The following is a 22244-nucleotide window of genomic DNA, read 5'->3' on the forward strand; positions in this document are numbered from 1 at the left end:
GAGGGGTTTAATACTTCTTATACAACTCCCTTAAAAACAAGACCATAATCCCTGCGGTAAAAAAAGCAAAAGGAAGGGAACTTATAATTAAAAACTTCTGCATGGCGGTGAGTACATCGCTATTAGGTTTTATATTTCCCAGCAGAATTATTGCTTCTGAAAAAAGAAGGATCAGTACCGCCCAGATAAACCTGAATTTTTTCCTCGGGTGTTCCTTTCCTTTATCACTAAACATACTGAGAACATAGATAGCCGAATCTACAGAGGTTACCAGAAAACTAATCAGTAAAATTATTGTTACAATATTTGTGAAATTAGATAAAGGAAAGGCTTCGAAAAAACGAAATAAAGAAGTAAATACATTATCAAATTCACCGCTGTAAGAATCCATATTTTCAATAAGATCAAAAGAAGCAGAACCAAAGACACTAAACCAGAAAAAACTTCCCAGGGAGGGAATGAGCAAAACTCCTAAAATCATTTCCCTGATATTTCTACCTTTTGAAATTCTGGCAATAAAAATTCCGGTAAAAGGTGCCCAGGCTACCCAAAACGCCCAGTAATAATAAGTCCAGTCGGTTAAAAATTCTTTTCCGGGATTGTATTTTCCCAGTGCTAAACTAAGCGGAACAAAATCTATAATGTAGCTGTAAATTGATTCAAAAAACTGACTGAAAACATTTAATATATCTACCTGGAAAAACACGAAAAACATTAAAATAACAGTTACATAAATATTCCAGTTTGAAATTCGTTTTATCCCTTTTTTAATTCCGGCAAAAGCCGAAATAAAAGCTAATAGACAAACTAGAAAAACCAGCAGAATTGTTATCCATAAGGTTCCGGCGGGTGTTGAAGTAAGATGACTAATGCCACCTTCAATTTGAGTGGTTCCCAAACCTATTGCCGCTACCAGGCCAAAAACAGTGGTGAGAATAGTGAGCAGATTTACGCCTTGCGACAAATATTTTATCGTTTTAAGTTGGGGTAAGCTGCTGCCTAAAAGAATATCAGATTTTCTTACAAAAAGAGCGTAGGCGATGAGTAATGCGAAAATTCCATAGAACGCCCAGGCAGTAAAACCCCATTGATAGAATGTATATTCTAAAGCGATTACTTGAGAAGAAGAAGTTGTTTCTATAGGCGAATTTAAAAACATAAACACCGGTTCCTGCACTGCTCTTAGTAGAATACCGGCGCCCATTCCGGCACTATATAACATGGCAATCCAGGAAAGTCGGTCAAATTCCGGCGGGGAATTTCCCAATCTTATTTTTCCAAACCTTGAAAAAGCGATAAAAATGAGGAAGAATACGCACAACAATCCCAGCCATAGATAAAATCTGCCGAAATACTCCCGAACCCAAAGGGAACCGGTTTCTATTAATTCATAGAAAAATTCAGTAAAGAAAAAGATAAAAAGCGCAAGAAAAAACAGAATCCCAGAAGCGATATAAAGCAGCGGATTTCTTAGAAAAGCTTGAAAAAGGTGCTTCAAAATTTATTGCTTTTCAGGTTATAATTAGTTCTTCAACAGGTAGTTTTTTCAAATTTAAACAATTCAGAAAGAATCAGGCTATTTGTTTTTTGGGTTCGCCTTTAGCAATTTTATTCAGCATTCCTTCAAAAATAAAATAGTGAAAGGGATACATTGCATACCAATATAACCGGCCCCAAATACCTTTGGGTCTAAACGTGGCGGTTTGGTGCAGCACATTTTCTTTATCGATACAAAACTCTAACCAGGCCTCGCCGGGAACTTTCATTTCGGCAAAAAGTAAGAGTCTTTTTTCCTCTTTATCGGCTAAAAGTACACGCCAAAAATCTAAAGAATCGCCTGAGGCAATTTTATTAGGGTGTGTTCTTCCGCGGCGTAAACCCACCCCGCCAAAAAGTTTGTCTATATAACCACGAAATTTCCATAACCAATTTCCGTAATACCAACCATTTAGTCCGCCAATAGCCCAAATGCGTTCCAGTACTTCTTCGGGATTTTCCACTTTGGCGGCTTGTTTATCCTGGAGACATCCATATTTTGGTACCTGTATGTATTTATTTAATTCTTTACGAAAACGGCCGCTGCTTAACGAGTCTTTCCAGCTGGAAATAACCTGGTTTTGTTCAATTTTATAGAAGGCCAGTTCAATAGCTTCGGTATAAGAAATGGGTTCAATGTTGAGTATTTCCTGTAAACGAGTGTCATTGGTAATTACTTCAACCCGCATACTATCTACCAGGTTTTGTGCAAGTTTGTACGAGGTTGAGGTTACAAAATAAAGCCAGTAGGAAGATAATTTTGGCGACATTACCGGAACACTTAAAATCCATAATTTAAGTTTTCTCACTTCGGCATATTTCAGCATCATTTCCTTGTAAGTGAGCACATCTGGACCGCCAACATCAAAAGATTCATTATAGCATTCTTCTTTTCCAATAACGCCGGTTAGAAATTTAATAATATCCCGAATAGAAATTGGCTGGCATTTAGTTTCTACCCAGCTTGGGGTGATCATTACCGGTAATTTTTCACATAAATCTCTTATTATTTCAAATGAAGAACTGCCCGAGCCTACAATAATCGCCGCCCTTAAAACAGTAAGGTTAAAATTTCCTTTATAAAGGATTTCTTCAACTTTTTTTCTTGATTTTAAATGTTTGGATAGTTCTTCTTCGTTTATAATTCCGCTTAAATAAATTACCTGCTTCACCGAGGTGCCGGCCATAATTTTATTAAAATTTTCTGCGGCCTGGGATTCCTGCGTGTCAAAATTATCTGTAGAACCACTCATAGAATGAATAAGATAATAGGCTACATCTATATTTTTTATTATAGCTGGTGCTTCTTCATCTTTTAAAAAATCGAGTTCTACGATCTCTACTTTTTCCAGTAATTCCTCGTTAGAGGTAAAGCGGTTTTTATTTCTAACCGCACAAATTACTTCGTGCCCTTTTTCAAGAAGTTCGGGGAGCATACGCATCCCAATATATCCGTTAGCACCTGTTAGAAGAATTCTCATACAAAGATTTTAAGCTTAAAGTACCAATTAAATTAGTACTTTTCATTTTGATTAGTAAAACTTTATAAAATGAATAACGTCCTGAAAATAGTGCTTTTAGTAATTGGTGTTGGAATGATTGCTTATGGGTTATACCGGCTAATTACACCAGAATTTGCTCTCGATGCCGGACCTCTCCAAATTGAAGCTCACGGCGATAATACACAATCTTACGCTATGATAGGTTTTGGTATTTTGGCTCTTATAGGTGGCCTCGCTTTTGGGAAACGCTAAACAAACCTAAAGATCACCTATTTGGGTAAGTGCATTATCGGCTTTATAATCCAAAATCTTTTTAAAATATTTATGTATCGCAGGCGTATCGGCCTTTACCTTAATTTTAGAATGATCTTTATAGATAGAATATTCTTCAGCTTTGCCCTTATAAAGATGAAGTTTATAATAAGGAATAACCAGCGCGTAGGTTTCCAGTAAAGACCTAAACATCACGATAATTCCGTTGGGCCGCATTTCAACATTACAGGTATTGGCATTATTATCCAGAACCAATAAGTTATGAATATCAATACTGGTCTCGGTAATATGTAGTTTTGGAGACCCTGTGCCGTTTAATTTCATTCGCGCAAGCAGCGTAAAAGGCTTGCCAACTTCCTTATCAATTTTCTCTTTGGTTTTACTGCGGTTATAAGAGATATTTAATAACATAGCTTTTTGTTTAAAGATAAGTAAATTACTTCGGGACATGCTCATGAAGTAATAAGAAAAAATAATTTACAATTTCGAAACAAGTCTCGGTGCATTTAATCTCGATTATCGAGTAAATTATAGGCAAAAGCCTATTTTCTGTTATCTTTGCAGGGCTTAAAACAACAAATAAAAGTAAAAAATGAAACTCCAAAGTACCCTTTCTACCCACGTAAAAGATGCTGTTAAAAAGATCTATGATGTTGAAATTGATCACTTAGAATTTCAGCCTACGCGCAAGGATTTTGAAGGAGATATTACTTTGGTGACTTTCCCAATGCTGAAAACGCTCAAAACCAATCCTGTGAAATTGGGTGAAGAAATTGGAAATTATTTAACTGAAAATGTTGCTGAAGTTTCTGGATTTAATGTGGTGAAAGGCTTTTTGAACATTGTTTTAAGCGATGCTTATTTTCTAGATTTCTTCATTGAAATGAAAGATAGAAAAGATTTTGGGATACTTCCCGCCGCTGAAGATGCTAAAGGAATTATGGTTGAATATTCTTCGCCAAATACCAATAAACCTTTGCACTTAGGGCATATTAGGAATATACTTTTAGGATTTTCTGTTGCCGAAATTTTAAGTGCTGCCGGAAATAAAGCCTATAAGACCCAGATTATTAACGATCGTGGGATTCATATTTGTAAATCTATGCTGGCATGGGAGCGCTTCGGGAATGGAGAAACTCCCCAATCTGTGGGCATAAAAGGAGATAAACTGGTTGGGAATTACTACGTAAAGTTTGACCAGGAATACAAAAAGGAAATTTCCGAATTAATCGAAACCAAAGGAATTTCTGAAGAAGCCGCGAAAGCTGAAGCACCAATTTTGGTGGAAGCCAAGCAAATGTTGCTAAAATGGGAAGCCGGCGATCCAGAAGTGGTTGCACTTTGGGAAAAAATGAACCAATGGGTTTATGATGGCTTTGAAAAAACCTACGATGCTTTAGGCGTGGATTTCGACAAAAATTATTACGAAAGCGATACTTACCTGCTTGGGAAAGACGTGGTGAACCAGGGACTTGAAAAAGGTGTTTTTTATAAAAAAGAAGACGGTAGTGTTTGGATAGATCTTACCGATGAAGGCCTGGATGAAAAAATCGTTTTACGAAGCGATGGGACTGCTGTTTATATGACGCAGGATATTGGAACCGCTATTCAAAGGGTAAAGGATTTTGATATTAGTGGGATGGTTTATACCGTAGGAAACGAACAGGATTATCACTTTAAAGTTTTGTTTTTAATTCTGAAGAAACTCGGATTTGATTGGGCAGATTATCTATATCATTTAAGCTACGGAATGGTAGATTTACCTAGCGGAAAAATGAAAAGTAGGGAAGGAACCGTTGTAGATGCCGATGATCTTATTGCTGAAATGACCGAAACTGCCAGAAATATTTCTGAAGAATTAGGGAAATTAGACGGTTATACCGAAGTTGAAAAAGAAGAGCTCTACCGAATTATTGGTTTAGGGGCTTTGAAATATTATATTTTAAAAGTAGATCCTAAAAAACGAATTCTCTTTAATCCTGAAGAATCTGTAGATTTCCAGGGGAATACCGGTCCGTTTATTCAATATACTTACGCGAGAATTCAATCTATAATCAGGAAAGCCGATTTCGACTTTAAGAAACCGGTAGCCGATGGCTATGAATTTCACGAAAAAGAACGTTCGTTAATCAAGCAGCTTCAGTTATATCCTGAAACAATTCAGTTGGCGGCAGAAAATCATAGTCCGGCGTTGATTGCTAACTACACGTACGATCTGGTAAAAGAATTCAATTCATTTTATCAAAATGTAACTATCCTTGGTACTGAGGATATTACCGAAAAAATTTTAAGAGTGCAATTGGCCAATAGTGTTGGGAATGTTATAAAATCTTCTTTTGGCTTATTGGGAATCCAGGTGCCAGAAAGAATGTAGAAAGCCCCCCTTGTCCCCGAAAGGAGAATAAAAAGATAGATTAAATATTTAAAATGAGGTGAAATAAAAAGTTTTCACTTCAGGCTCAAATCATTAAATTTGCAATTCGTTGAAAAACGGAGAATAAAACCTCGGGATAAGTCCTGAAGGTTTAAATTGAAAAAAGTTTTCAAAATATCGGGGCGAGCCTCGGCAGAATTATACCCTTTATGGGAAATTAAACCATAGGAAAAATTATGTTTGATAGTTTAAGTGATAAGTTAGATAATGCCTTACACGTTTTAAAAGGCCACGGGCAAATTACCGAGGTAAACGTTGCCGAAACTTTAAAAGAAGTGAGACGTGCTTTGGTGGATGCCGATGTGAACTATAAAATTGCCAAAGACTTTACCAATACCGTAAAGGAAAAAGCGCTTGGTCAAGACGTTTTAACCGCTCTGAAACCAGGCCAGATGATGGTGAAATTGGTGAAGGATGAACTTACCCAGTTAATGGGTGGGGAAGCCGAAGGAATTAATCTTTCCGGAGATCCTTCTATTATTCTTATGTCTGGATTACAGGGTAGTGGTAAAACAACTTTCTCTGGAAAACTTGCTAATTTTCTAAAAACTAAAAAGACCAAAAAACCACTTTTGGTGGCTTGTGATGTTTATCGTCCTGCAGCGATCAACCAGTTACACGTAGTTGGTGAGCAGGTTGGCGTTGAGGTGTTTTCAGATGAAGGTAACCAGGATCCGGTTGCTATTTCTAAAGCTGCCATTGCACACGCTAAGCAAAATGGCCACAATGTGGTTATTATAGATACCGCGGGTCGTTTAGCTGTAGATGAGGCGATGATGACCGAGATATCCAATATCCACGAAGCAATCCAACCGCACGAGACTTTATTCGTGGTAGATTCTATGACGGGTCAGGATGCGGTGAATACAGCCAAAACTTTTAATGAAAGGTTGAATTTTGATGGGGTAATCCTTACAAAATTAGATGGTGATACTCGTGGTGGTGCGGCGATTTCCATTAAATCTGTAGTTAATAAGCCTATTAAATTTATTGGTACCGGTGAGAAAATGGACGCACTAGATGTGTTCTATCCAGACCGTATGGCCGATAGGATTCTTGGGATGGGAGATGTGGTGTCTCTTGTGGAACGTGCCCAGGAACAATATGATGAAGAGGAAGCAAGAAAACTTCAGAAGAAAATTGCCAAGAACCAGTTTGGTTTTGACGATTTCCTGAAGCAATTACAGCAAATCAAGAAAATGGGGTCTATGAAAGACCTTATGGGAATGATTCCGGGAGCCGGAAAAATGCTGAAAGATGTAGATATTGATGATGATGCCTTTAAAGGAATTGAAGCAATAATTCACTCGATGACTCCCGAAGAAAGAAGCAATCCAAAAGTTATAAATTCCAGCCGAAAGAAACGAATTAGTAAAGGTTCGGGAACATCGGTACAGGAAGTTAACCAATTGTTGAAGCAATTCAACCAGATGGGTAAAATGATGAAGATGATGCAAGGTGGCGGCGGCCAGAAGATGATGCAAATGATGAAGGGAATGAAGTAAAAAGCCCCCTAACCCCCAAAGGGGGGAATTAATGAAAAACAAATCGCAACTCTCCTCCCTTTTGGGGAGGTCGGGAGGGGCTTATAGATTACTGATAATGATCATTTTAGACGGAAAAAAAACCAGCAACGATATTAAAGATGAGATTGCTGCTGAGGTTGAAAAGATTAAAAAAAGAGGTGAAAAAGTACCTCATTTAGCTGCAATTATCGTTGGGAACGACGGTGCCAGCTTAACCTATGTAAATGCAAAAGTAAAATCCTGTAAACGCGTAGGATTTCAATCTTCTCTATACAGATTACCAAATACGGTAAGCGAGTTGGAGTTACTTGACAAGATTGAAGAACTAAATCAGAATGATGATATAGACGGATTTATTGTTCAGCTTCCATTGCCTCCACAAATTGATACGCAAAAAGTATTAAACGCCGTTGACCCCGATAAAGATGTAGATGGTTTTCATCCTACCAACTTTGGAAAAATGGCTTTGGATATGACGTCTTTTATTCCGGCTACTCCTTTTGGCATTTTAGAATTACTGGAGCGTTATGATATTCCTACCAAAGGAAAACATACCGTGGTTATTGGTAGAAGTTATATAGTGGGAAGACCTATGAGTATTTTAATGGGACGGAGTGGTTTCCCTGGAAACTCAACCGTAACTTTAACTCACGAATTCACCAAAAATATTACCCAAATAACTTCTCAGGCAGATATTATTATAATTGCCGTTGGAATTCCAGATTTTCTGAAGGCGGAAATGATTAAGGATGATGCAGTAATTATTGACGTTGGAATTACCAGGGTGCCAAATGATGAAGCGGAAAAAGGCTATGTAATTAAAGGTGATGTAGACTTTGATAATGTAAGTAAACGTGCCTCTTATATAACGCCTGTGCCTGGTGGAGTAGGACCAATGACGGTTTCAATGTTGCTTAAAAACACTTTGCTTGCTACAGAAAGACATAAGAAAAGAGCAAAAGAAAACAGTAAAGCCAGATCTGTTTAAGCAGGTTTTCAGTATAAAAAAAAGTCCTGTTAGATCTTACATTTAGTAGATTTAACAGGACTTTTTCATTGATTGGGATTCAGAAAAAAATAGAAACTAATCTTCTTCTAATTTCCAATCTAAATATTTATGAAGGTCAGTTTCAATAAATCTTAAGGTAATGGTCAGTAGCGCAAAATCATCTACATAACCAATTCCGGGCAGAAAATCGGGTACTATATCTAACGGATTAAGCACGTACAGGAGCACAAAAGCTATGGCGGCTATAGAAAACCACGGGATATCTTTGTAAACACCTTTTCGGTAATCTTTTAGCATCCCAAACATCACTTTTCCCAGCTCAGTATATTTTCTTAAAGCACCAGAATTATTAATTTTATCATCAATTTCTTTTTGATTTTTTACGGCAATATCAATATCGCCATCTTTAATTTGAGTAGCTCCTTTTTTTAGGTATTTCTCATCAATTTCTTCTTTCTTTTTACTAAACATATTCATAATTCTTCATTTTGTGGTTAGTAGTTATTTTTTAAAGTCGGTCGTGGGCATTTCCGTATTCCTTTTTATAAATTTTCAGAATTAATAAAAACAGGGAAATAAGCAAAGGCCCAAAAATTAATCCTATAAAACCAAACAGCTGTACTCCAACAATTACACCAAAAAGGGTGATTAGCGGATGCACAGCGGCGAGTCTATCCAGGATATAAAGTCTAATAATATTATCGGTAGAACCAACTACAACAAAGCCGTAGATTAGCATTGCAATGGCCTGCCAGTTATCGCCCTGGGCTATTAACAGTATTACTACCGGGAGAATACCAATTGCCGTACCTATAAAAGGAATCATAGATCCTATGGCGGTTATTACAAACCAAAAGAAAGGATCTGGTACACCAAAAATTAAGTATCCAATAAGTGCAATAATTCCCTGGAATATAGCCACCAGCGGAATACCCAATGCGTTAGATTTAACAAGTTGATCACTTTCTTGTGCAATTATCTCCAGGTTATCATTCCCAAGCGGGATATAAGAAATAAGAGAAGATTTCATAGACTCTCTTTTAACCAGCATATAGTAAAGCATAAAATACATAATACCAATAGCAATAAAGGCATTAAATGTGCCGCCTGCCAAACTTTGCAGGTTTCCAGACATCCAGTTTGTTACAGAAGAGGTATCTATAGACTCACTTAAACTATAACCTATATAGGTTTCAGCTTCGGTAAGTTGTTCTTTAACGGCCCTAATGACACGTTCAGAGTTTGCAACCGCTTTACTAATTTTAGAAGTAAGCATTACTACAATTAGTATAATAGGCACCAGGATACCTACAAAAGATCCTGCCATTAAGAGCGCTGCTGCTACCGGAGGTTTCCAACCCCTGGCCAGTAATTTTTTCATCCAATTGCGCAAAAGAACGTATAAAGTAATTGCCCCTAAAACCCCCGAGAGGTATGGGATAATTTCTTTAAAAATTAAAACCGTTAAAAAGATAATGAGCATTAGTACGAAAATTTGCCGTACCAGTGCCGGTTTTAATCTATCCATATTTTTGTGCTTGGTTGGTTATTTTGCAAATAGTTGTTCTTTATTTTTAAAGGCTTTGAATTCCAGTGCATTTCCGCTGGGATCTTTAAAAAACATTGTGGCTTGTTCCCCTACCTGGCCCTCAAAACGGATGTAAGGCTCAATTTCAAAATCAATATTTTTTGATCGTAATAAATTAGCAAATTCCTGAAATACTTCCCATTCCAGAACTACTCCAAAATGCGGTACAGGCACATCTTTACCATCTACAGGATTGCTATGTGCTTTTTCGGTTTCGTTAGCCGGTTTATAATGAATTACCAATTGGTGCCCGAAAAAATTAAAATCTACCCAATGATCACTGCTGCGGCCTTCGCCACAACCCAGGGTTTCTTTATAAAATTTCCTGGCTTTTTCTAAATTTGATACCGGGATTGCTAAATGAAACGGTTGTACCTTCATAAATCTTAATAGAATTACATTATTATACGCTATTAAAATTAACAAGTAATCTTAACATGCGGGCAAGCCACAGCGCTAATAATGTGTTAAGATTTAATCTTTACGAGGTCTTTTGCCAGATCGCAGTTTTGTTTTAGATTTTAAAGCAGAAGCTTTAAGACGGGAAGCTTCTTCTGTCTTGCTGGATTCGTCTACCATGTGGTTGATGGTATTAAGTTCTTCCTGGGTAAGGTCACGCCATTGCCCCACCGGGACGTCCAGGCTAACATTCATAATTCTAATGCGTTTAAGCGCGGTAACTTCATAACCTAAAAACTCACACATTCTACGAATTTGTCGGTTTAGTCCCTGGGTAAGTATAATTCTGAAATCATTCTTTCCTAATTTCTCTACTTCGCATTTTTTAGTGGTGGTTCCCAAAATAGGTACTCCATTGCCCATTCTTCTAATAAAATCTGGAGTAATGGGTTTATTGACTGAAACTATATATTCCTTCTCGTGGTTGTTCCTGGCGCGTAGAATCTTATTAACAATATCCCCATCGTTGGTAAGAAAAATAAGTCCTTCACTGGGTTTATCCAGTCTGCCAATAGGAAAAATTCTTTTCGGATAATTTATATAATCAATAATATTGTCTTTTTCCACACGGGTATCGGTGGTGCAAACAATGCCTACCGGTTTATTGAAGGCGATATAAACATTTGGTTCTTTTTTTTCTGCATCAGAAACCGTTTTCCCGTCTACTTTTACCACATCATCGGGACCAATTTTGGTGCCCATTTCGGGTACAGCTCCATTAATGGTCACCCGGCCCTGATCTATGAGTTTATCAGCCGCGCGGCGTGAGCAGTAACCTATTTCACTTAAGTATTTATTTATTCGGGTAAGCTTCTGTTCAGACATAAAAAAGATTGTGCTGCAAAGATACAAGAATTCGCCGCGAAACTAATTTTTTAAAAAATAATCAAGGTACAGGCAACCTTTTGTAACTTTCCTGCGTCTATGTAAATAGAAGGCCTTTTAATTAGAAAAATCGGGTGAAAGTAATTCAACTCTTTAAAAACGAAACTCAATTAATAAAGCGTGCGGCTAAAAAAGACCGTAAGGCGCAGCGCGAATTATATGAGTTGCATTCGGGAAAAATGCTTAGCGTTTGCCGGCAGTATATAAAGGATATGCACCACGCCGAAGAAGTTATGCTTAACGGATTTCTAAAAGTTTTCACCCACCTTAAAGATTTTGAATCCAAAGGAAGTTTTGAAGGCTGGATAAGAAAAATTATGGTGAGGGAATCAATTTCTTTTTTAAGATCACAAAAGAAAATTGTTTTTAGTAACGAAGAAATCGCAGACACTGGTTTTTCTGAAGAAATGAATACAGAGCTAAACGTGGCACATATTCAAAACCTCATAGACAATTTGCCGGAAGGCTACAGGATGGTTTTTGTTATGTATGCGGTAGAAGGATATAAGCACGCCGAGATTGCGAAAATGCTGAAGATAACCGAAGGGACTTCAAAATCGCAATTATCTAAAGCGAGAAAAATGTTGCAGGAGCAGTTAAATATACAAAACACATCGGATTATGGAATTAAATAAATTCGAAGAAAACACCAGGGAAATATTAGGAAAAAGGGAAATTAAGCCTTCTGCCCAAAGCTGGGAAAAGTTGGAGGCTAAATTAGATGCTGAAGCACACAAAACCTCTCCAACCCCCTGGAAATATATTGCCGCTGCAGTGGCAGTGCTATTAATTGCAGGAACTTTTATGTGGAATAACAATTTTTACGAAAGTCCGCAGGTTGTTGAAGAACCGGTAAACGAGATCATAAAAAAACCTGAAGTAAAACAAGAATTTACGCAAGAAAATAAGACACAAATAGCTTCTGAAGAAATTAAAAAGGAGGAAGAAATTTCAACTGAAAATAATACGAAAAATGATATTGTAGTAGTACCTGAAATTTCAGTAGAAGAAGAGAATGCTGAAACGCCAATTTTCGAAGAAAATAGATATAAAGAAGCTGTTGTTTTAGAGCCAATAAGCTTGGAACCTCCAATTTTAGAAGAAAAATTAATTCAATCTAAACTTGAAGAAGTGATTGCGGCCACTAGCAAAAATGATAAAATCTCTGGAGATGAAGTAGACGCGTTATTAGCCCAGGCGGCTTCAGAAATAAGTAGGGAAAGAGACAGGTCGCAATTTTACAATTCAAATAACGAGATTAGTGCCAATGCACTTTTGGCCGAAGTAGAAGACGAGATTTACCAATCTTTTAAAGCAAAAGTTTTTGAAGTTTTAAAAGAAGGATATCTCAAGGCTAAAACTGCGGTTGCCAATAGAAACTATTAATCATCAAAATCCCACCAACGGGTCATTCATCAAACATCAAAATCAATTATTATGAAAACACTTACTTTTTACGTCGCGCTTTTAGTATTTAGTTTTGCGCATCAGCAGGTTTCTGCCCAAGAAGTTGCTTCTGCAGAGACAGAAATATCTTCAGATGAGAAAGCCAGAGAATTTTTTGAAAAGCAAAAAGCTGAAATTATTGAAAAGGAGAAAACAAAACTAAAATACCAGATTGAGCGTATAAACGGCCAACTGGAAAGAAGTGAAATCACTAAAGAAGAAGCCGAAAAACAAAAGAAAGAATACGCTGAAAAGCACGCAAAAAATATTGAAAATAAAATAGCCATTTTGGAGAATGAAATGGAACTGAGGGATAGAAATGATTCTTCTGGAAATTATATTGCAATTGGCGGTAAGGGAAAAGTCTTGGATATTAATATTAATACAAAGAAGAAATACGATAAACGTACCACCAGTGATTTGGTAGTCGCTGCCGGTTTTAATAATGCCCTGGAAGAAGGCCAATCTCTCAACGATTCAGATTTTAAATTGGGAGGTAGCCGATTTTTTGAACTTGGTTGGGCGTGGAAAACACGGGTTTTTAAAGAAACAAACTGGTTGCGCATTCGTTACGGACTTTCTTTTCAATTTAATGGATTAAAACCTACCGATAATCGCATTTTTGTAGAAGATGGAGACGAAACTTACCTGCAGGAATTCGCATTAGATCTTGATAAATCTAAATTTAGAATGGACAACCTGGTAGTTCCGGTTCATTTTGAAATTGGTCCTTCTACAAAAACCGAAACCGAAGATCGGTTACATTTTTCTACCTATAAAATGCTGAAAATTGGATTTGGTGGTTATGCCGGTTTTAATATTGGGGAACGCCAAAAACTAAAGTATAAGGATGATGGCGATAAGGTGAAGGAGAAGCTTAAAAACAATTATAATACTAACGATTTGGTTTACGGATTGAGTGCTTACCTGGGCTGGGGTGGTGCCACGCTCTATGGGAAATACGATCTAAATCCAATATTTCAAGACCCAAATAAAGAATTACACAACTTTTCTTTAGGACTAAGGTTTGATGTTGATTAATGAAACCATCCTTTATTAATTTTTATTATTAGCCAATTTTAAATTGTAATTTTGTTTTGAATTTACAGACCCCATAGGTTTCCAAAACCTGTGGGGTCTAACCGCTTAAACAACATCAATTTGATCTCAAAATCCACTATAGACAATGTGTTTGAAACCGCCCGGGTAGAGGAGGTTATTGGTGATTTTGTTCAGCTAAAAAAGTCAGGATCTAATTTTAAGGGTTTAAGTCCGTTTAGTGATGAGCGAACGCCAAGTTTTATGGTTTCTCCCGTAAAACAGATCTGGAAGGATTTCTCAAGCGGAAAGGGTGGAAACGTCGTTGCTTTCCTTATGGAGCACGAACATTTCACCTATCCTGAAGCCATAAAATACCTCGCTAAAAAATACGGAATTGAGATCGAGGAAACCCAGCAAAGCAACGAGCAAAAACAGCAAGCCGATGAGCGGGAAAGCATGTATTTGGTTTCAGAATTTGCTAATAAACATTTTCAGAAAAACCTGCATAAAACCGATTTAGGGAAAGCTATTGGATTAAGCTATTTCAAGGAGCGTGGTTTCACTTTAGAAACCGTCAAAAAGTTTGAACTTGGCTATTCTTTAGACGAATGGGACGATTTTACTAAAGAAGCGCTCGCTGAGGCCTACAAATTGGAATACCTGGAAAAAACCGGACTTACCATTGTAAAAGGCGAAAAGCAGTTTGATCGATTTAAAGGAAGAGTGATGTTCCCTATTCATTCTATGTCTGGCAGGGTGTTAGGATTTGGAGGTAGAATTCTTACCAATGAAAAAAAGGCGGCAAAATACCTGAATTCACCCGAGAGTGATATTTACCATAAGAGTAAGGTTTTATACGGGATAAATTTTGCGAAACAAGCCATCGCCAAAGAAGATAATTGTTTTTTGGTTGAAGGTTATACCGATGTAATTCAGTTTCATCAAAGTGGGATTGAAAATGTAGTTTCTTCTTCAGGAACTGCATTAACTCCTGAACAAATTCGCTTAATTAACAGACTTACCAAAAATATTACTGTACTTTTTGATGGTGATGCCGCTGGAATAAGAGCTTCGCTCCGTGGAATAGACCTAATCCTGGAGCAGGGAATGAATGTGCGGGTTTGTACTTTCCCTGAAGGTGAGGATCCCGATAGTTTTGCAAAGAATAATTCAGATGAAGCTTTAGCTGAATATCTTCAAGAGAACGCACAGGATTTTATTAGTTATAAAGCTTCCTTACTAATGGAAGAAGCGAAGAAAGATCCGGTCAAGAAAGCAGAATTAATTCGGGATATAGTAAATAGTATTTCGAAGATTCCAGATACTATTCAGCAGGAAGTTTATTTACAGGAATGTTCCCGAATTATGGATATTTCTGAAAATGTATTGTTTTCCAGCCTTGCACAGCTCAATGCGAAAAGTGGAAGAACTTCTCCTCAACAACAGCAGAAAAAGAAATCTTTTGATGTAGTTAAAGAAGAACCGCAACCAAAGGCAGCTAAAGTAGACGAGCAATACGAGCTTGAGAAAAAAATTATTAGTCTGCTGCTTCAGTATGGAACTGTGGAGGAAGATTTTGAAGATCTGGTGCTTAAAGAAAAAGAAGACGGGGAGCTGGGTTTAGAAAAGGAAATACAAAGAACAAGAGTTTTTGAGAAAATATTTTTAGACCTGCAGGAAGATGAAATTGCTTTTACCAATCCTAAATTCAGGGATATTTATACTGAATTAATGGCTCGGCTAAATAGTGAAGAAAAATTTGAAGTTAAGAATTTTATTAATGATATAGATCCGGAGCAGGCTTCTGAGATCACTTCAATTTTAATGGAGGAAGAGCAATATAAATTGCATGAATGGGATCGGCAAAACATTTTTGTGAAAGCAAAAACCGAAACTATTTCAAGGCACGTTAGTGAAACCATCCTCTCGCTGCGCAGATTTTTAATAAATCAAAAAATAAACGAACTTTCAGAAAAGGTAAAAACTCCAGCTGAAGAGCAGGACACCCAACATGTTCTTGAAGACGTAAAAGATTATCTTAGTTTGAAGAAGGTTCTCTCAGAGAAGCTTAATCGCGTTATGTAGTATTTATTTGTAATAATCTTGATCTGGTAATAAGATCGGCAATATTGTCTACCTGTAATTTTTTAAGTAGCCTGGTTTTATAAGTACTTACCGTTTTTTCATTAATAGAAAGTGCCTCGGCAATGTCTTTATTTCGTTTTCCGGAAGCGATAAGGTTTAAAACTTCAGATTCGCGTGTAGAAAGTTTCTTAAATTTTGCGATTAAATTTCTTCCGGGAGACATCCCTGCGTTTAGTTTATCGGTAATTTTTTTGTTGAGATAAATTCCGCCTCTGGCTACCTGGTAAATGGCTTTTTCCAGTTCTTCTGGTTTTGCAAGTTTAGAAATATAACCTGCCGCTCCCGCTTTTATAGCGCTTAACGCATAAACTTCTTCAGGATGACCGGTACAAACGAGAATTTTTACTTTTGAATAATCGGTTTTAATGGTGCGAAGCGCGTTAATCCCGTTTATTTCGGGAAGGTCAATTTCTATAATTAAAACATCTGGTTGGCTTTCGCTTAAAAATCCGTACAGCTCCATCCCGCTATGTACGCTGCCTACTAACTCAAGCGCCGGGTTTTTTCTAAGGATACACCTGATACCCTCATGCACCACAGGGTGGTGATCTGCAATTAATACTGTACTCATAATAAAAGGTTGGTTAAAAAACACGCCGGGGTAGGACAAGCGCGTATATACTATTAAAAATAACCGATTTTCCCTCTACTTCCGTTTTTTGAGTACAATAATCGATAAAAAGATTACTTTTTAAGATTAACGGGAATATTGCACACCGGGATAGGTTTCATTTTGTGTAAATTAGCCCCATGCCTACTTTTATAAATTTTAAAAACTTCCTGTTTTCTTCCTTCAAAATCTTCAGCGGTTTTTCCGTTTTCGGCTTCTTTCATCGCCCATTCCAATTCGGGATAAGATGCGCCAATTTGATCTTCGTCGGTACGGCTGTCCCCAAAAAGTCCGTCTGTTGGTGCGGCATTTACAATTTCAGGAGTAACTCCTAAAAACTTAGCGATTTCAGTAACTTCAGTTTTCATAAGGTCGGCAATAGGGCTTAAGTCTACGCCGCCGTCTCCGTATTTTGTAAAAAATCCCACGCCAAAATCTTCTACTTTATTTCCGGTTCCTGCTACCAGGTAGCTATGTAGGCCGGCAAAATAATATAAAGTAGACATTCTTAATCTTGCCCGGGTATTTGCTAATGTGAGATCTAAAGTATCTGAAGCTTCAACCTGTGGAGCCGCTTTTTTAAATTCATCAAAAACCGGAGTTAGATCAACTTCCAGGTTGGTAACATTAGCATAATGTTGCTTTAACCAGTCTATATGCTTTTGGGCCCTGGTCACCTGGTCTGTATGTTGGTGAATAGGCATTTCTACACAAAGTGTACGCAAACCAGTTTTGGCGCAAAGTGCTGAGGTTACTGCCGAGTCAATTCCACCGCTTATTCCAAGCACAAAACCGTTCATTCCGGCATTTGTAGCGTATTCCTTTAACCAGTTAACTATGTGATCTACCACTTTTTCAGTTTGCATAATTTTGGGTGATTAAGTTTGTAAATAATACCTTTGCACACAAATCTACTATTTAAACATAATTATTAAAAGGGCAGGGCGTTAAAGCCTTCATAAAGAATGCCTATGTATAAGAAAATAATTTTCTTGCTTTGTACAATTGTTTTTGTTTCCTGTAATGAGGATGCTAAAATTGAAAAAGAGATTGCAAAAGTGCCGGTAGATTTTGAAGTGGTTCGTTTTGACAGGCAATTTGCCGAAGCCACGCCGCAAAAACTTATGGATTTAAAACAGGAATATCCGTTCTTATTCCCACAGCAGTTTTCAGATAGCGTTTGGATTTATAAACTTACCGATACCATTCAGCAGGAAATAGATGCCGAAGTAGCTAAGGCTTTTCCTTCTTTTGAAAATCAAAAGGCCGAAATTCACAGTCTTTTTCAGCATATAAAATATTATTTCCCCGAGTTTGAGGCGCCAAAAGTATTTACGCTAACCTCTGAAGTGGATTATAAAAACAAGGTGATTCTTCAGGATGATTATTTATTTATTTCACTGGATACTTATTTAGGGGAAGAGCATCATTTTTATATTGGGATCCAGGATTTTTTAAAAAAGAATTTTAGAAAAGACCAGATAATCCCGGATGTTGCCAATGCGTATGCCGAAAAATATGTAGAAAGGCCGCGTTCCAGAACTTTTCTTGCCCATATGGTATATTATGGCAAGTTATTGTATTTAAAAGATAAGTTTATTCCTGAAGTAACTGATGCTGAAAAAATAGGATATACTGAAGAAGAGCTCAATTGGGCCCAAAAGAATGAAGCGCAAATGTGGCGGTATTTTGTAGAAAATGAATTGTTTTTTGATACCGATACCGAACTTTATTCGCGGTTTCTATATCCTGCACCTTTTTCAAAATTCTACCTGCAACTTGATGCCGAATCTCCCGACAGACTTGGCCAGTATATTGGCTGGCAGATTGTGCGTAGTTATATGAAAAAAACCGATGCATCTTTAGAAGAAATGATAAAAACCGATGCCGAAACGATATTTAATAAAGCGAATTTTAAACCAAGAAAGTAATGTCAGAATTTAAAAAATCAGAAATAAACATAGAAGTAGTTACCGATGAAAATCGTGTGCCGGAAGGAATTACCTGGAGTGCCGAAGATGGCAACGTTTATAAAGAAGAAGCCAAAGCTTTAATGCTTTCGGTTTGGGACAGCAAATCGCAGGAAACACTGCGTATAGATCTTTGGACCAAAGATATGCCGGTAGACGAAATGAAGAAATTCTTTCATCAAACCCTGGTTTCTATGAGTGATACTTTTAACCGTGCCACCCAGGATGAAAAAATGACTGCTACAATGAAAGATTTTTGCGATTATTTTGCTGAAAAGCTTGAAATCACTCAAAAGTAAACTACCTTGGAGCAAGTTTATGAAGTATATAGAAATAATACTTCCGTGACGGTGCATTAAATCTGGATTACCGAGTGGAAAAACTCATTTTTGTATATAACGCGTATTCCGGTACCCGCCACGTGGTGCTGGATGCGCTGCATAAATTAATTAGGCCTAATACTTATGCCTGCAGTATTTGCAAAGTTACCCACGGCATTTTATCGGAAAATTCAAGGTGGAAAAATTATAGGCTGGCTTCAGAAGTAAAAATGGAGTTTTTGCATATAGACGAATTTCAGAAGCGATATGCTTCAAAATTCGGGTATAAATACACGTTTCCTATAGTTTTGTGGGAAGATGAAGGCGAAATGGGAATATTTATTTCTACTGAAGAGTTAGAAAGAATTCAAAATGAGGAAGACCTAATTAATTTGGTTGAAGAAAAACTTTAATTGATTATTTGGGAGAATTAGAAGAATTTAACTCGGTATTTATTGCTTCAATATAATCTAAAATCTCATCCTGTCCCAATTTTGAGGTAGCAGAGCTTACAAAGAATTCAGGCATCTCTTCCCATACTTCCAGCATTTTATCCTGGTAATTATTAATGTTTCTTTCCAGGGCTTTGGGCTTCATTTTATCGGCTTTGGTAAAAATTATACAGAAGGGAACGTTGTGTTCGCCAAGCCACTGCATAAATTCCATATCTATAGGTTGAGGTTCGTGCCTGCTGTCTATAAGTACAAAAGCACATATCATTTGCGCTCGATCCTCAAAATATTTGGTGATGAATTTCTGAAAAGTCCTTTTAGTAGATTTTGAAACCTTTGCATAACCATAACCAGGTAAATCTACAAGGTGCCAGTTCTTATTGATCAAAAAATGATTAATAAGTTGTGTTTTCCCGGGTTTTGCCGAGGTTTTAGCAAGTGCTTTCCTGCCGGTAAGCATATTTATCAAAGAAGATTTACCAACGTTACTGCGGCCAATAAAAGCGTATTCGGGCAGTTTGCTATCAGGGCATTGATTTACCCGCGTATTGCTCACCACAAATTCAGCCGACTTAATTTTCATCTTAAAATGTTTAAAAGTAATATTTGAAAGAGACCTAAAAAGAAGCTTTAAATCTTTAAACTTTCTTATTTAAAATTCCGTTTTTTCAGCCAGGCGTGAAGCAATTCATTAAAAACAATTGGGTGTTCCATCATTGCAGCGTGGCCGCATTTATCTACCCAGTACAGATCGGCATCGGGAAGTAAACGCTGAAAGTCTTCAGCAACTTCGGGCGGAGTAACATTATCGTCTTTTCCCCAAATTATACAGGTTGGGGTTTTCATTTTTGGTAAATCTTTGGCCATATTGTGTCTTATGGCGCTTTTTGCAATAGCAAGGGTTTTTACCAATTTGTTACGATCGCTTACCGTTTCGTAAACCTCGTCTACCACTTCTTTTGTTGCAACTTCAGGATCGTAAAAAACATCCTGTGCTTTTTTCTTTATAAATTCGTAATCACCACGGCGCGGATAGCTCTCACCCATAGAATTTTCATAAAGTCCCGAGCTCCCGGTAATTACCAGCCCTTTAACTATCTCAGGATATAATTTAGTAGCCAGTAGAGCAATATGCCCGCCAAGAGAGTTTCCCAACAGGATTACTTTATCGTAACCTTTATAATCTACAAATTCTTTTAAATATTTAGCAAAAGTCTGTACGCTGGTTTTAAGTAGCGACATGGAATAGAGGGGTAGTTCTGGAATTACCACTTTATAACCATGCTTCGGAAAATACTCTGTAACCCCATCAAAGTTACTTAAACCGCCCATAAGTCCGTGTAAAATAACTATCGGGGTTCCTTCTCCTTGCTCCAGGTACGTAAACTTTCCCTCTTGCCTTAAATTATTCTTCATTGATTGGCTTTGCGGTTAGCAATCGCAAATATAGCGATTTCATTACAAGTATAATCATTTTTGAGAAATAGCAAAGCCATTTAAGAAATGCATTTCTGCCTCAAAAATTAAATTTTTTAACACTAAAAGCACAATAAAAACCAAGCCTCTGAAACCTAAACAAATAGCGCTATTTGATAGTCTTTCAGCTAAATACAGTGGAGAAACTTATCAACAAAGTGGTAGAAAGTGGTAAAATGTGGTAAAATTTTCAATATATTTGACTCTATAAAGTATAGAAGTGGTAAACCTCATAGGAACATACGAATGTAAAGCAGATGCCAAGGGCCGGTTAATGGTCCCTTCGGCGTTAAAAAAGCAGCTTGCGCCTATGTTGCAGGATGGTTTTGTGCTAAAACGTTCGGTTTTTCAGTCTTGCTTGGAGTTATATCCAATGCAGGAATGGAATGTTTTAATGCAAAAAATTAACGGGCTAAACCGCTTCAAAAAGAAGAATAACGATTTTATTAGAAAATTTCAGGCTGGTGTGAAGATGGTGGAGGTAGATTCAAATGGAAGACTTTTAATTCCGAAAGATCTTGTGGCTTTTGCCGGGATTAGCAAAGAGATCGTGCTTTCTTCAGCAGTAAATATTATAGAGATCTGGGATAAAGATAAATACGAAAACACCATTGATGAAACTTCAGACGATTTTGCTGAATTGGCTGAAGAAGTAATGGGAAACGATGATTTAGATGCAATATCATAATCCGGTTTTATTAAAAGAATCTGTAGACGGTCTTAATATTAAAGAAGATGGCGTGTATGTGGATGTTACGTTTGGTGGCGGTGGTCATTCCAGAGAAATTCTAAACAGGCTCGGGCCAAAAGGAAAACTTTTTGCGTTCGATCAGGATAAGGATGCGCTGGAAAATAAAATTGAAGATCCGCGATTTATACTTATTCACGAAAACTTCAGGTTTATTAAAAGGTTTTTGAGGTTTTATGGAATAAAAAAAGTTGATGGAATTTTAGGTGATTTTGGAGTTTCCTCTCATCAGTTTAATGAAGCTGAAAGAGGTTTTTCTACGCGTTTTGATGCGCGTCTTGATATGAGAATGAACCAGGGAAGCAATTTAAGTGCTTTTGAGGTAATCAATGAATATACTGAAGAACAGCTTAAAAAGCTGTTTTATGATTATGCCGATTTAAAAAATGCGCCAAAGCTGGCGAATTTGATTGTTGAAGCAAGAAAAGAAAAAGCTATAGAAAGTAGTGAACAATTAAATGATTTGCTGAAACCGCACCTTTTTAAAGGAAAAGAAAATAAGATCCTGGCGCAGATCTACCAGGCAATTCGTATAGAAGTAAACCAGGAAATTGAAGCTTTAAAAGAGTTTTTGAAGCAAACCGAAGAGCTGGTGGTGAAAAATGGGAGAATTAGTCTTATTTCTTACCACTCACTGGAAGATAGATTGGTGAAGCGATATATAAGAAGCGGATTGTTTGAAGGTGAACCCGAAAAAGATTTCTACGGAAATATTTCAGTTCCCTTTAAAAAAGTGGGCGGACTTATAGTGCCTTCGGCGGAAGAAATTAAGGAGAATAACAGGGCAAGAAGTGCCAAGCTAAGAGTAGCTAAGAAATTATAGT

General features: G+C 37.2%; 24 protein-coding genes. 13 read left to right on the forward strand and 11 right to left on the reverse strand.

Annotation, left to right across the window (positions count from 1 at the left end; genetic code table 11):
* Nucleotides 1-7: 7 nt before the first annotated feature.
* Together BM084_RS08290 and BM084_RS08295 are read right to left on the reverse strand one after the other, a co-directional pair.
* Nucleotides 8-1498, reverse strand: a complete 1491-nt coding sequence (locus BM084_RS08290; protein WP_093304261.1) for a BCCT family transporter — start codon at nucleotides 1496-1498, stop codon at nucleotides 8-10.
* A 73-nt stretch (nucleotides 1499-1571) separates the two neighbouring features.
* Nucleotides 1572-3017 carry an SDR family oxidoreductase gene (locus tag BM084_RS08295; RefSeq protein ID WP_093304264.1) on the reverse strand — a complete coding sequence of 482 codons (1446 nt, stop codon included), beginning with the start codon at nucleotides 3015-3017 and terminating at the stop codon, nucleotides 1572-1574.
* Between the two features lie 69 nt (nucleotides 3018-3086).
* Between BM084_RS08295 and BM084_RS08300 the strand changes: the two genes are divergently transcribed.
* A complete protein-coding gene (locus BM084_RS08300) occupies nucleotides 3087-3290 on the forward strand; it encodes a hypothetical protein (RefSeq protein ID WP_075324927.1) in 204 nt (67 codons plus the stop codon).
* 6 nt (nucleotides 3291-3296) lie between these two features.
* Here BM084_RS08300 and BM084_RS08305 read toward each other — a convergent pair whose 3' ends face one another.
* Nucleotides 3297-3722 carry a hypothetical protein gene (locus tag BM084_RS08305; protein WP_075327852.1) on the reverse strand — a complete coding sequence of 142 codons (426 nt, stop codon included), beginning with the start codon at nucleotides 3720-3722 and terminating at the stop codon, nucleotides 3297-3299.
* Between the two features lie 181 nt (nucleotides 3723-3903).
* Here BM084_RS08305 and argS point away from each other — a divergent pair, with 181 nt between their 5' ends.
* The 3 genes from argS (at nucleotide 3904) to BM084_RS08320 (ending at nucleotide 8259) form a co-directional block, all read left to right on the forward strand.
* Complete coding sequence (argS, locus tag BM084_RS08310) at nucleotides 3904-5685, forward strand: arginine--tRNA ligase (protein WP_075324926.1); 1782 nt, start codon at nucleotides 3904-3906, stop codon at nucleotides 5683-5685.
* Nucleotides 5686-5921: 236 nt separating this feature from the next.
* Nucleotides 5922-7250 carry a signal recognition particle protein gene (gene ffh, locus BM084_RS08315; RefSeq protein WP_075324925.1) on the forward strand — a complete coding sequence of 443 codons (1329 nt, stop codon included), beginning with the start codon at nucleotides 5922-5924 and terminating at the stop codon, nucleotides 7248-7250.
* Nucleotides 7251-7347: 97 nt separating this feature from the next.
* Nucleotides 7348-8259 (forward strand): bifunctional 5,10-methylenetetrahydrofolate dehydrogenase/5,10-methenyltetrahydrofolate cyclohydrolase, encoded by a 912-nt coding sequence (locus BM084_RS08320; protein WP_075324924.1) that lies wholly within the window; start codon nucleotides 7348-7350, stop codon nucleotides 8257-8259.
* Between the two features lie 96 nt (nucleotides 8260-8355).
* Here the strand turns inward: BM084_RS08320 and BM084_RS08325 are convergent, their stop codons facing one another.
* The 4 genes from BM084_RS08325 to rluF all read right to left on the reverse strand — a co-directional run bounded on the left by BM084_RS08325 (nucleotide 8356) and on the right by rluF (nucleotide 11152).
* Nucleotides 8356-8757 (reverse strand): YkvA family protein, encoded by a 402-nt coding sequence (locus BM084_RS08325; protein WP_317040656.1) that lies wholly within the window; start codon nucleotides 8755-8757, stop codon nucleotides 8356-8358.
* 31 nt (nucleotides 8758-8788) lie between these two features.
* Nucleotides 8789-9808, reverse strand: a complete 1020-nt coding sequence (locus BM084_RS08330; protein WP_075324923.1) for an AI-2E family transporter — start codon at nucleotides 9806-9808, stop codon at nucleotides 8789-8791.
* A gap of 18 nt (nucleotides 9809-9826) precedes the next feature.
* On the reverse strand, nucleotides 9827-10249 hold the full coding sequence (locus tag BM084_RS08335; protein ID WP_075324922.1) for a VOC family protein: 423 nt from the start codon (nucleotides 10247-10249) through the stop codon (nucleotides 9827-9829).
* Between the two features lie 93 nt (nucleotides 10250-10342).
* Nucleotides 10343-11152 carry a 23S rRNA pseudouridine(2604) synthase RluF gene (gene rluF / locus BM084_RS08340; protein WP_075324921.1) on the reverse strand — a complete coding sequence of 270 codons (810 nt, stop codon included), beginning with the start codon at nucleotides 11150-11152 and terminating at the stop codon, nucleotides 10343-10345.
* Between the two features lie 134 nt (nucleotides 11153-11286).
* Between rluF and BM084_RS08345 the strand changes: the two genes are divergently transcribed.
* The 4 genes from BM084_RS08345 to dnaG all read left to right on the forward strand — a co-directional run bounded on the left by BM084_RS08345 (nucleotide 11287) and on the right by dnaG (nucleotide 15784).
* Nucleotides 11287-11847, forward strand: a complete 561-nt coding sequence (locus tag BM084_RS08345; protein WP_093304267.1) for an RNA polymerase sigma factor — start codon at nucleotides 11287-11289, stop codon at nucleotides 11845-11847.
* Entirely contained in the window at nucleotides 11834-12598 is a 765-nt protein-coding gene (locus BM084_RS08350; protein WP_093304269.1) for a hypothetical protein, read from the forward strand. Before BM084_RS08345 ends, BM084_RS08350 begins: the two co-directional genes overlap by 14 nt.
* 51 nt (nucleotides 12599-12649) lie before the next feature.
* Nucleotides 12650-13699: a porin family protein gene (locus tag BM084_RS08355; RefSeq protein WP_093304272.1), complete on the forward strand. Its 1050-nt coding sequence runs from the start codon at nucleotides 12650-12652 to the stop codon at nucleotides 13697-13699.
* A 120-nt stretch (nucleotides 13700-13819) separates the two neighbouring features.
* Complete coding sequence (gene dnaG / locus BM084_RS08360; RefSeq protein ID WP_075327850.1) at nucleotides 13820-15784, forward strand: DNA primase; 1965 nt, start codon at nucleotides 13820-13822, stop codon at nucleotides 15782-15784.
* Here the strand turns inward: dnaG and BM084_RS08365 are convergent.
* Together BM084_RS08365 and nadE are read right to left on the reverse strand one after the other, a co-directional pair.
* Complete coding sequence (locus tag BM084_RS08365; RefSeq protein WP_075324917.1) at nucleotides 15777-16415, reverse strand: response regulator; 639 nt, start codon at nucleotides 16413-16415, stop codon at nucleotides 15777-15779. The genes dnaG and BM084_RS08365 overlap by 8 nt on opposite strands.
* Nucleotides 16416-16528: 113 nt before the next feature.
* Complete coding sequence (gene nadE / locus BM084_RS08370; RefSeq protein ID WP_075324916.1) at nucleotides 16529-17320, reverse strand: NAD(+) synthase; 792 nt, start codon at nucleotides 17318-17320, stop codon at nucleotides 16529-16531.
* Between the two features lie 105 nt (nucleotides 17321-17425).
* Here nadE and gldB point away from each other — a divergent pair, with 105 nt between their 5' ends.
* The 3 genes from gldB (at nucleotide 17426) to BM084_RS08385 (ending at nucleotide 19157) form a co-directional block, all read left to right on the forward strand.
* A complete protein-coding gene (gldB, locus tag BM084_RS08375; protein WP_075327849.1) occupies nucleotides 17426-18385 on the forward strand; it encodes a gliding motility lipoprotein GldB in 960 nt (319 codons plus the stop codon).
* Nucleotides 18385-18723 (forward strand): gliding motility protein GldC, encoded by a 339-nt coding sequence (gene gldC, locus BM084_RS08380; protein ID WP_075324915.1) that lies wholly within the window; start codon nucleotides 18385-18387, stop codon nucleotides 18721-18723. The genes gldB and gldC overlap by 1 nt, the downstream gene beginning before the upstream one ends.
* Nucleotides 18724-18797: 74 nt before the next feature.
* Complete coding sequence (locus BM084_RS08385; protein WP_075324914.1) at nucleotides 18798-19157, forward strand: GTPase; 360 nt, start codon at nucleotides 18798-18800, stop codon at nucleotides 19155-19157.
* A 4-nt stretch (nucleotides 19158-19161) separates the two neighbouring features.
* Here BM084_RS08385 and yihA read toward each other — a convergent pair whose 3' ends face one another.
* Nucleotides 19162-19779 (reverse strand): ribosome biogenesis GTP-binding protein YihA/YsxC, encoded by a 618-nt coding sequence (gene yihA / locus BM084_RS08390; protein WP_075324913.1) that lies wholly within the window; start codon nucleotides 19777-19779, stop codon nucleotides 19162-19164.
* A 65-nt stretch (nucleotides 19780-19844) separates the two neighbouring features.
* A complete protein-coding gene (locus tag BM084_RS08395) occupies nucleotides 19845-20612 on the reverse strand; it encodes an alpha/beta fold hydrolase (protein WP_075324912.1) in 768 nt (255 codons plus the stop codon).
* 280 nt (nucleotides 20613-20892) lie between these two features.
* Between BM084_RS08395 and mraZ the strand changes: the two genes are divergently transcribed.
* Entirely contained in the window at nucleotides 20893-21360 is a 468-nt protein-coding gene (mraZ, locus tag BM084_RS08400) for a division/cell wall cluster transcriptional repressor MraZ (protein WP_093304274.1), read from the forward strand.
* Complete coding sequence (gene rsmH / locus BM084_RS08405) at nucleotides 21347-22243, forward strand: 16S rRNA (cytosine(1402)-N(4))-methyltransferase RsmH (RefSeq protein WP_075324910.1); 897 nt, start codon at nucleotides 21347-21349, stop codon at nucleotides 22241-22243. Before mraZ ends, rsmH begins: the two co-directional genes overlap by 14 nt.
* The last annotated feature ends 1 nt before the right edge of the window (nucleotide 22244 follow it).

This window comes from Salegentibacter agarivorans (genome assembly GCF_900113135.1).
Classification (GTDB): domain Bacteria; phylum Bacteroidota; class Bacteroidia; order Flavobacteriales; family Flavobacteriaceae; genus Salegentibacter; species Salegentibacter agarivorans.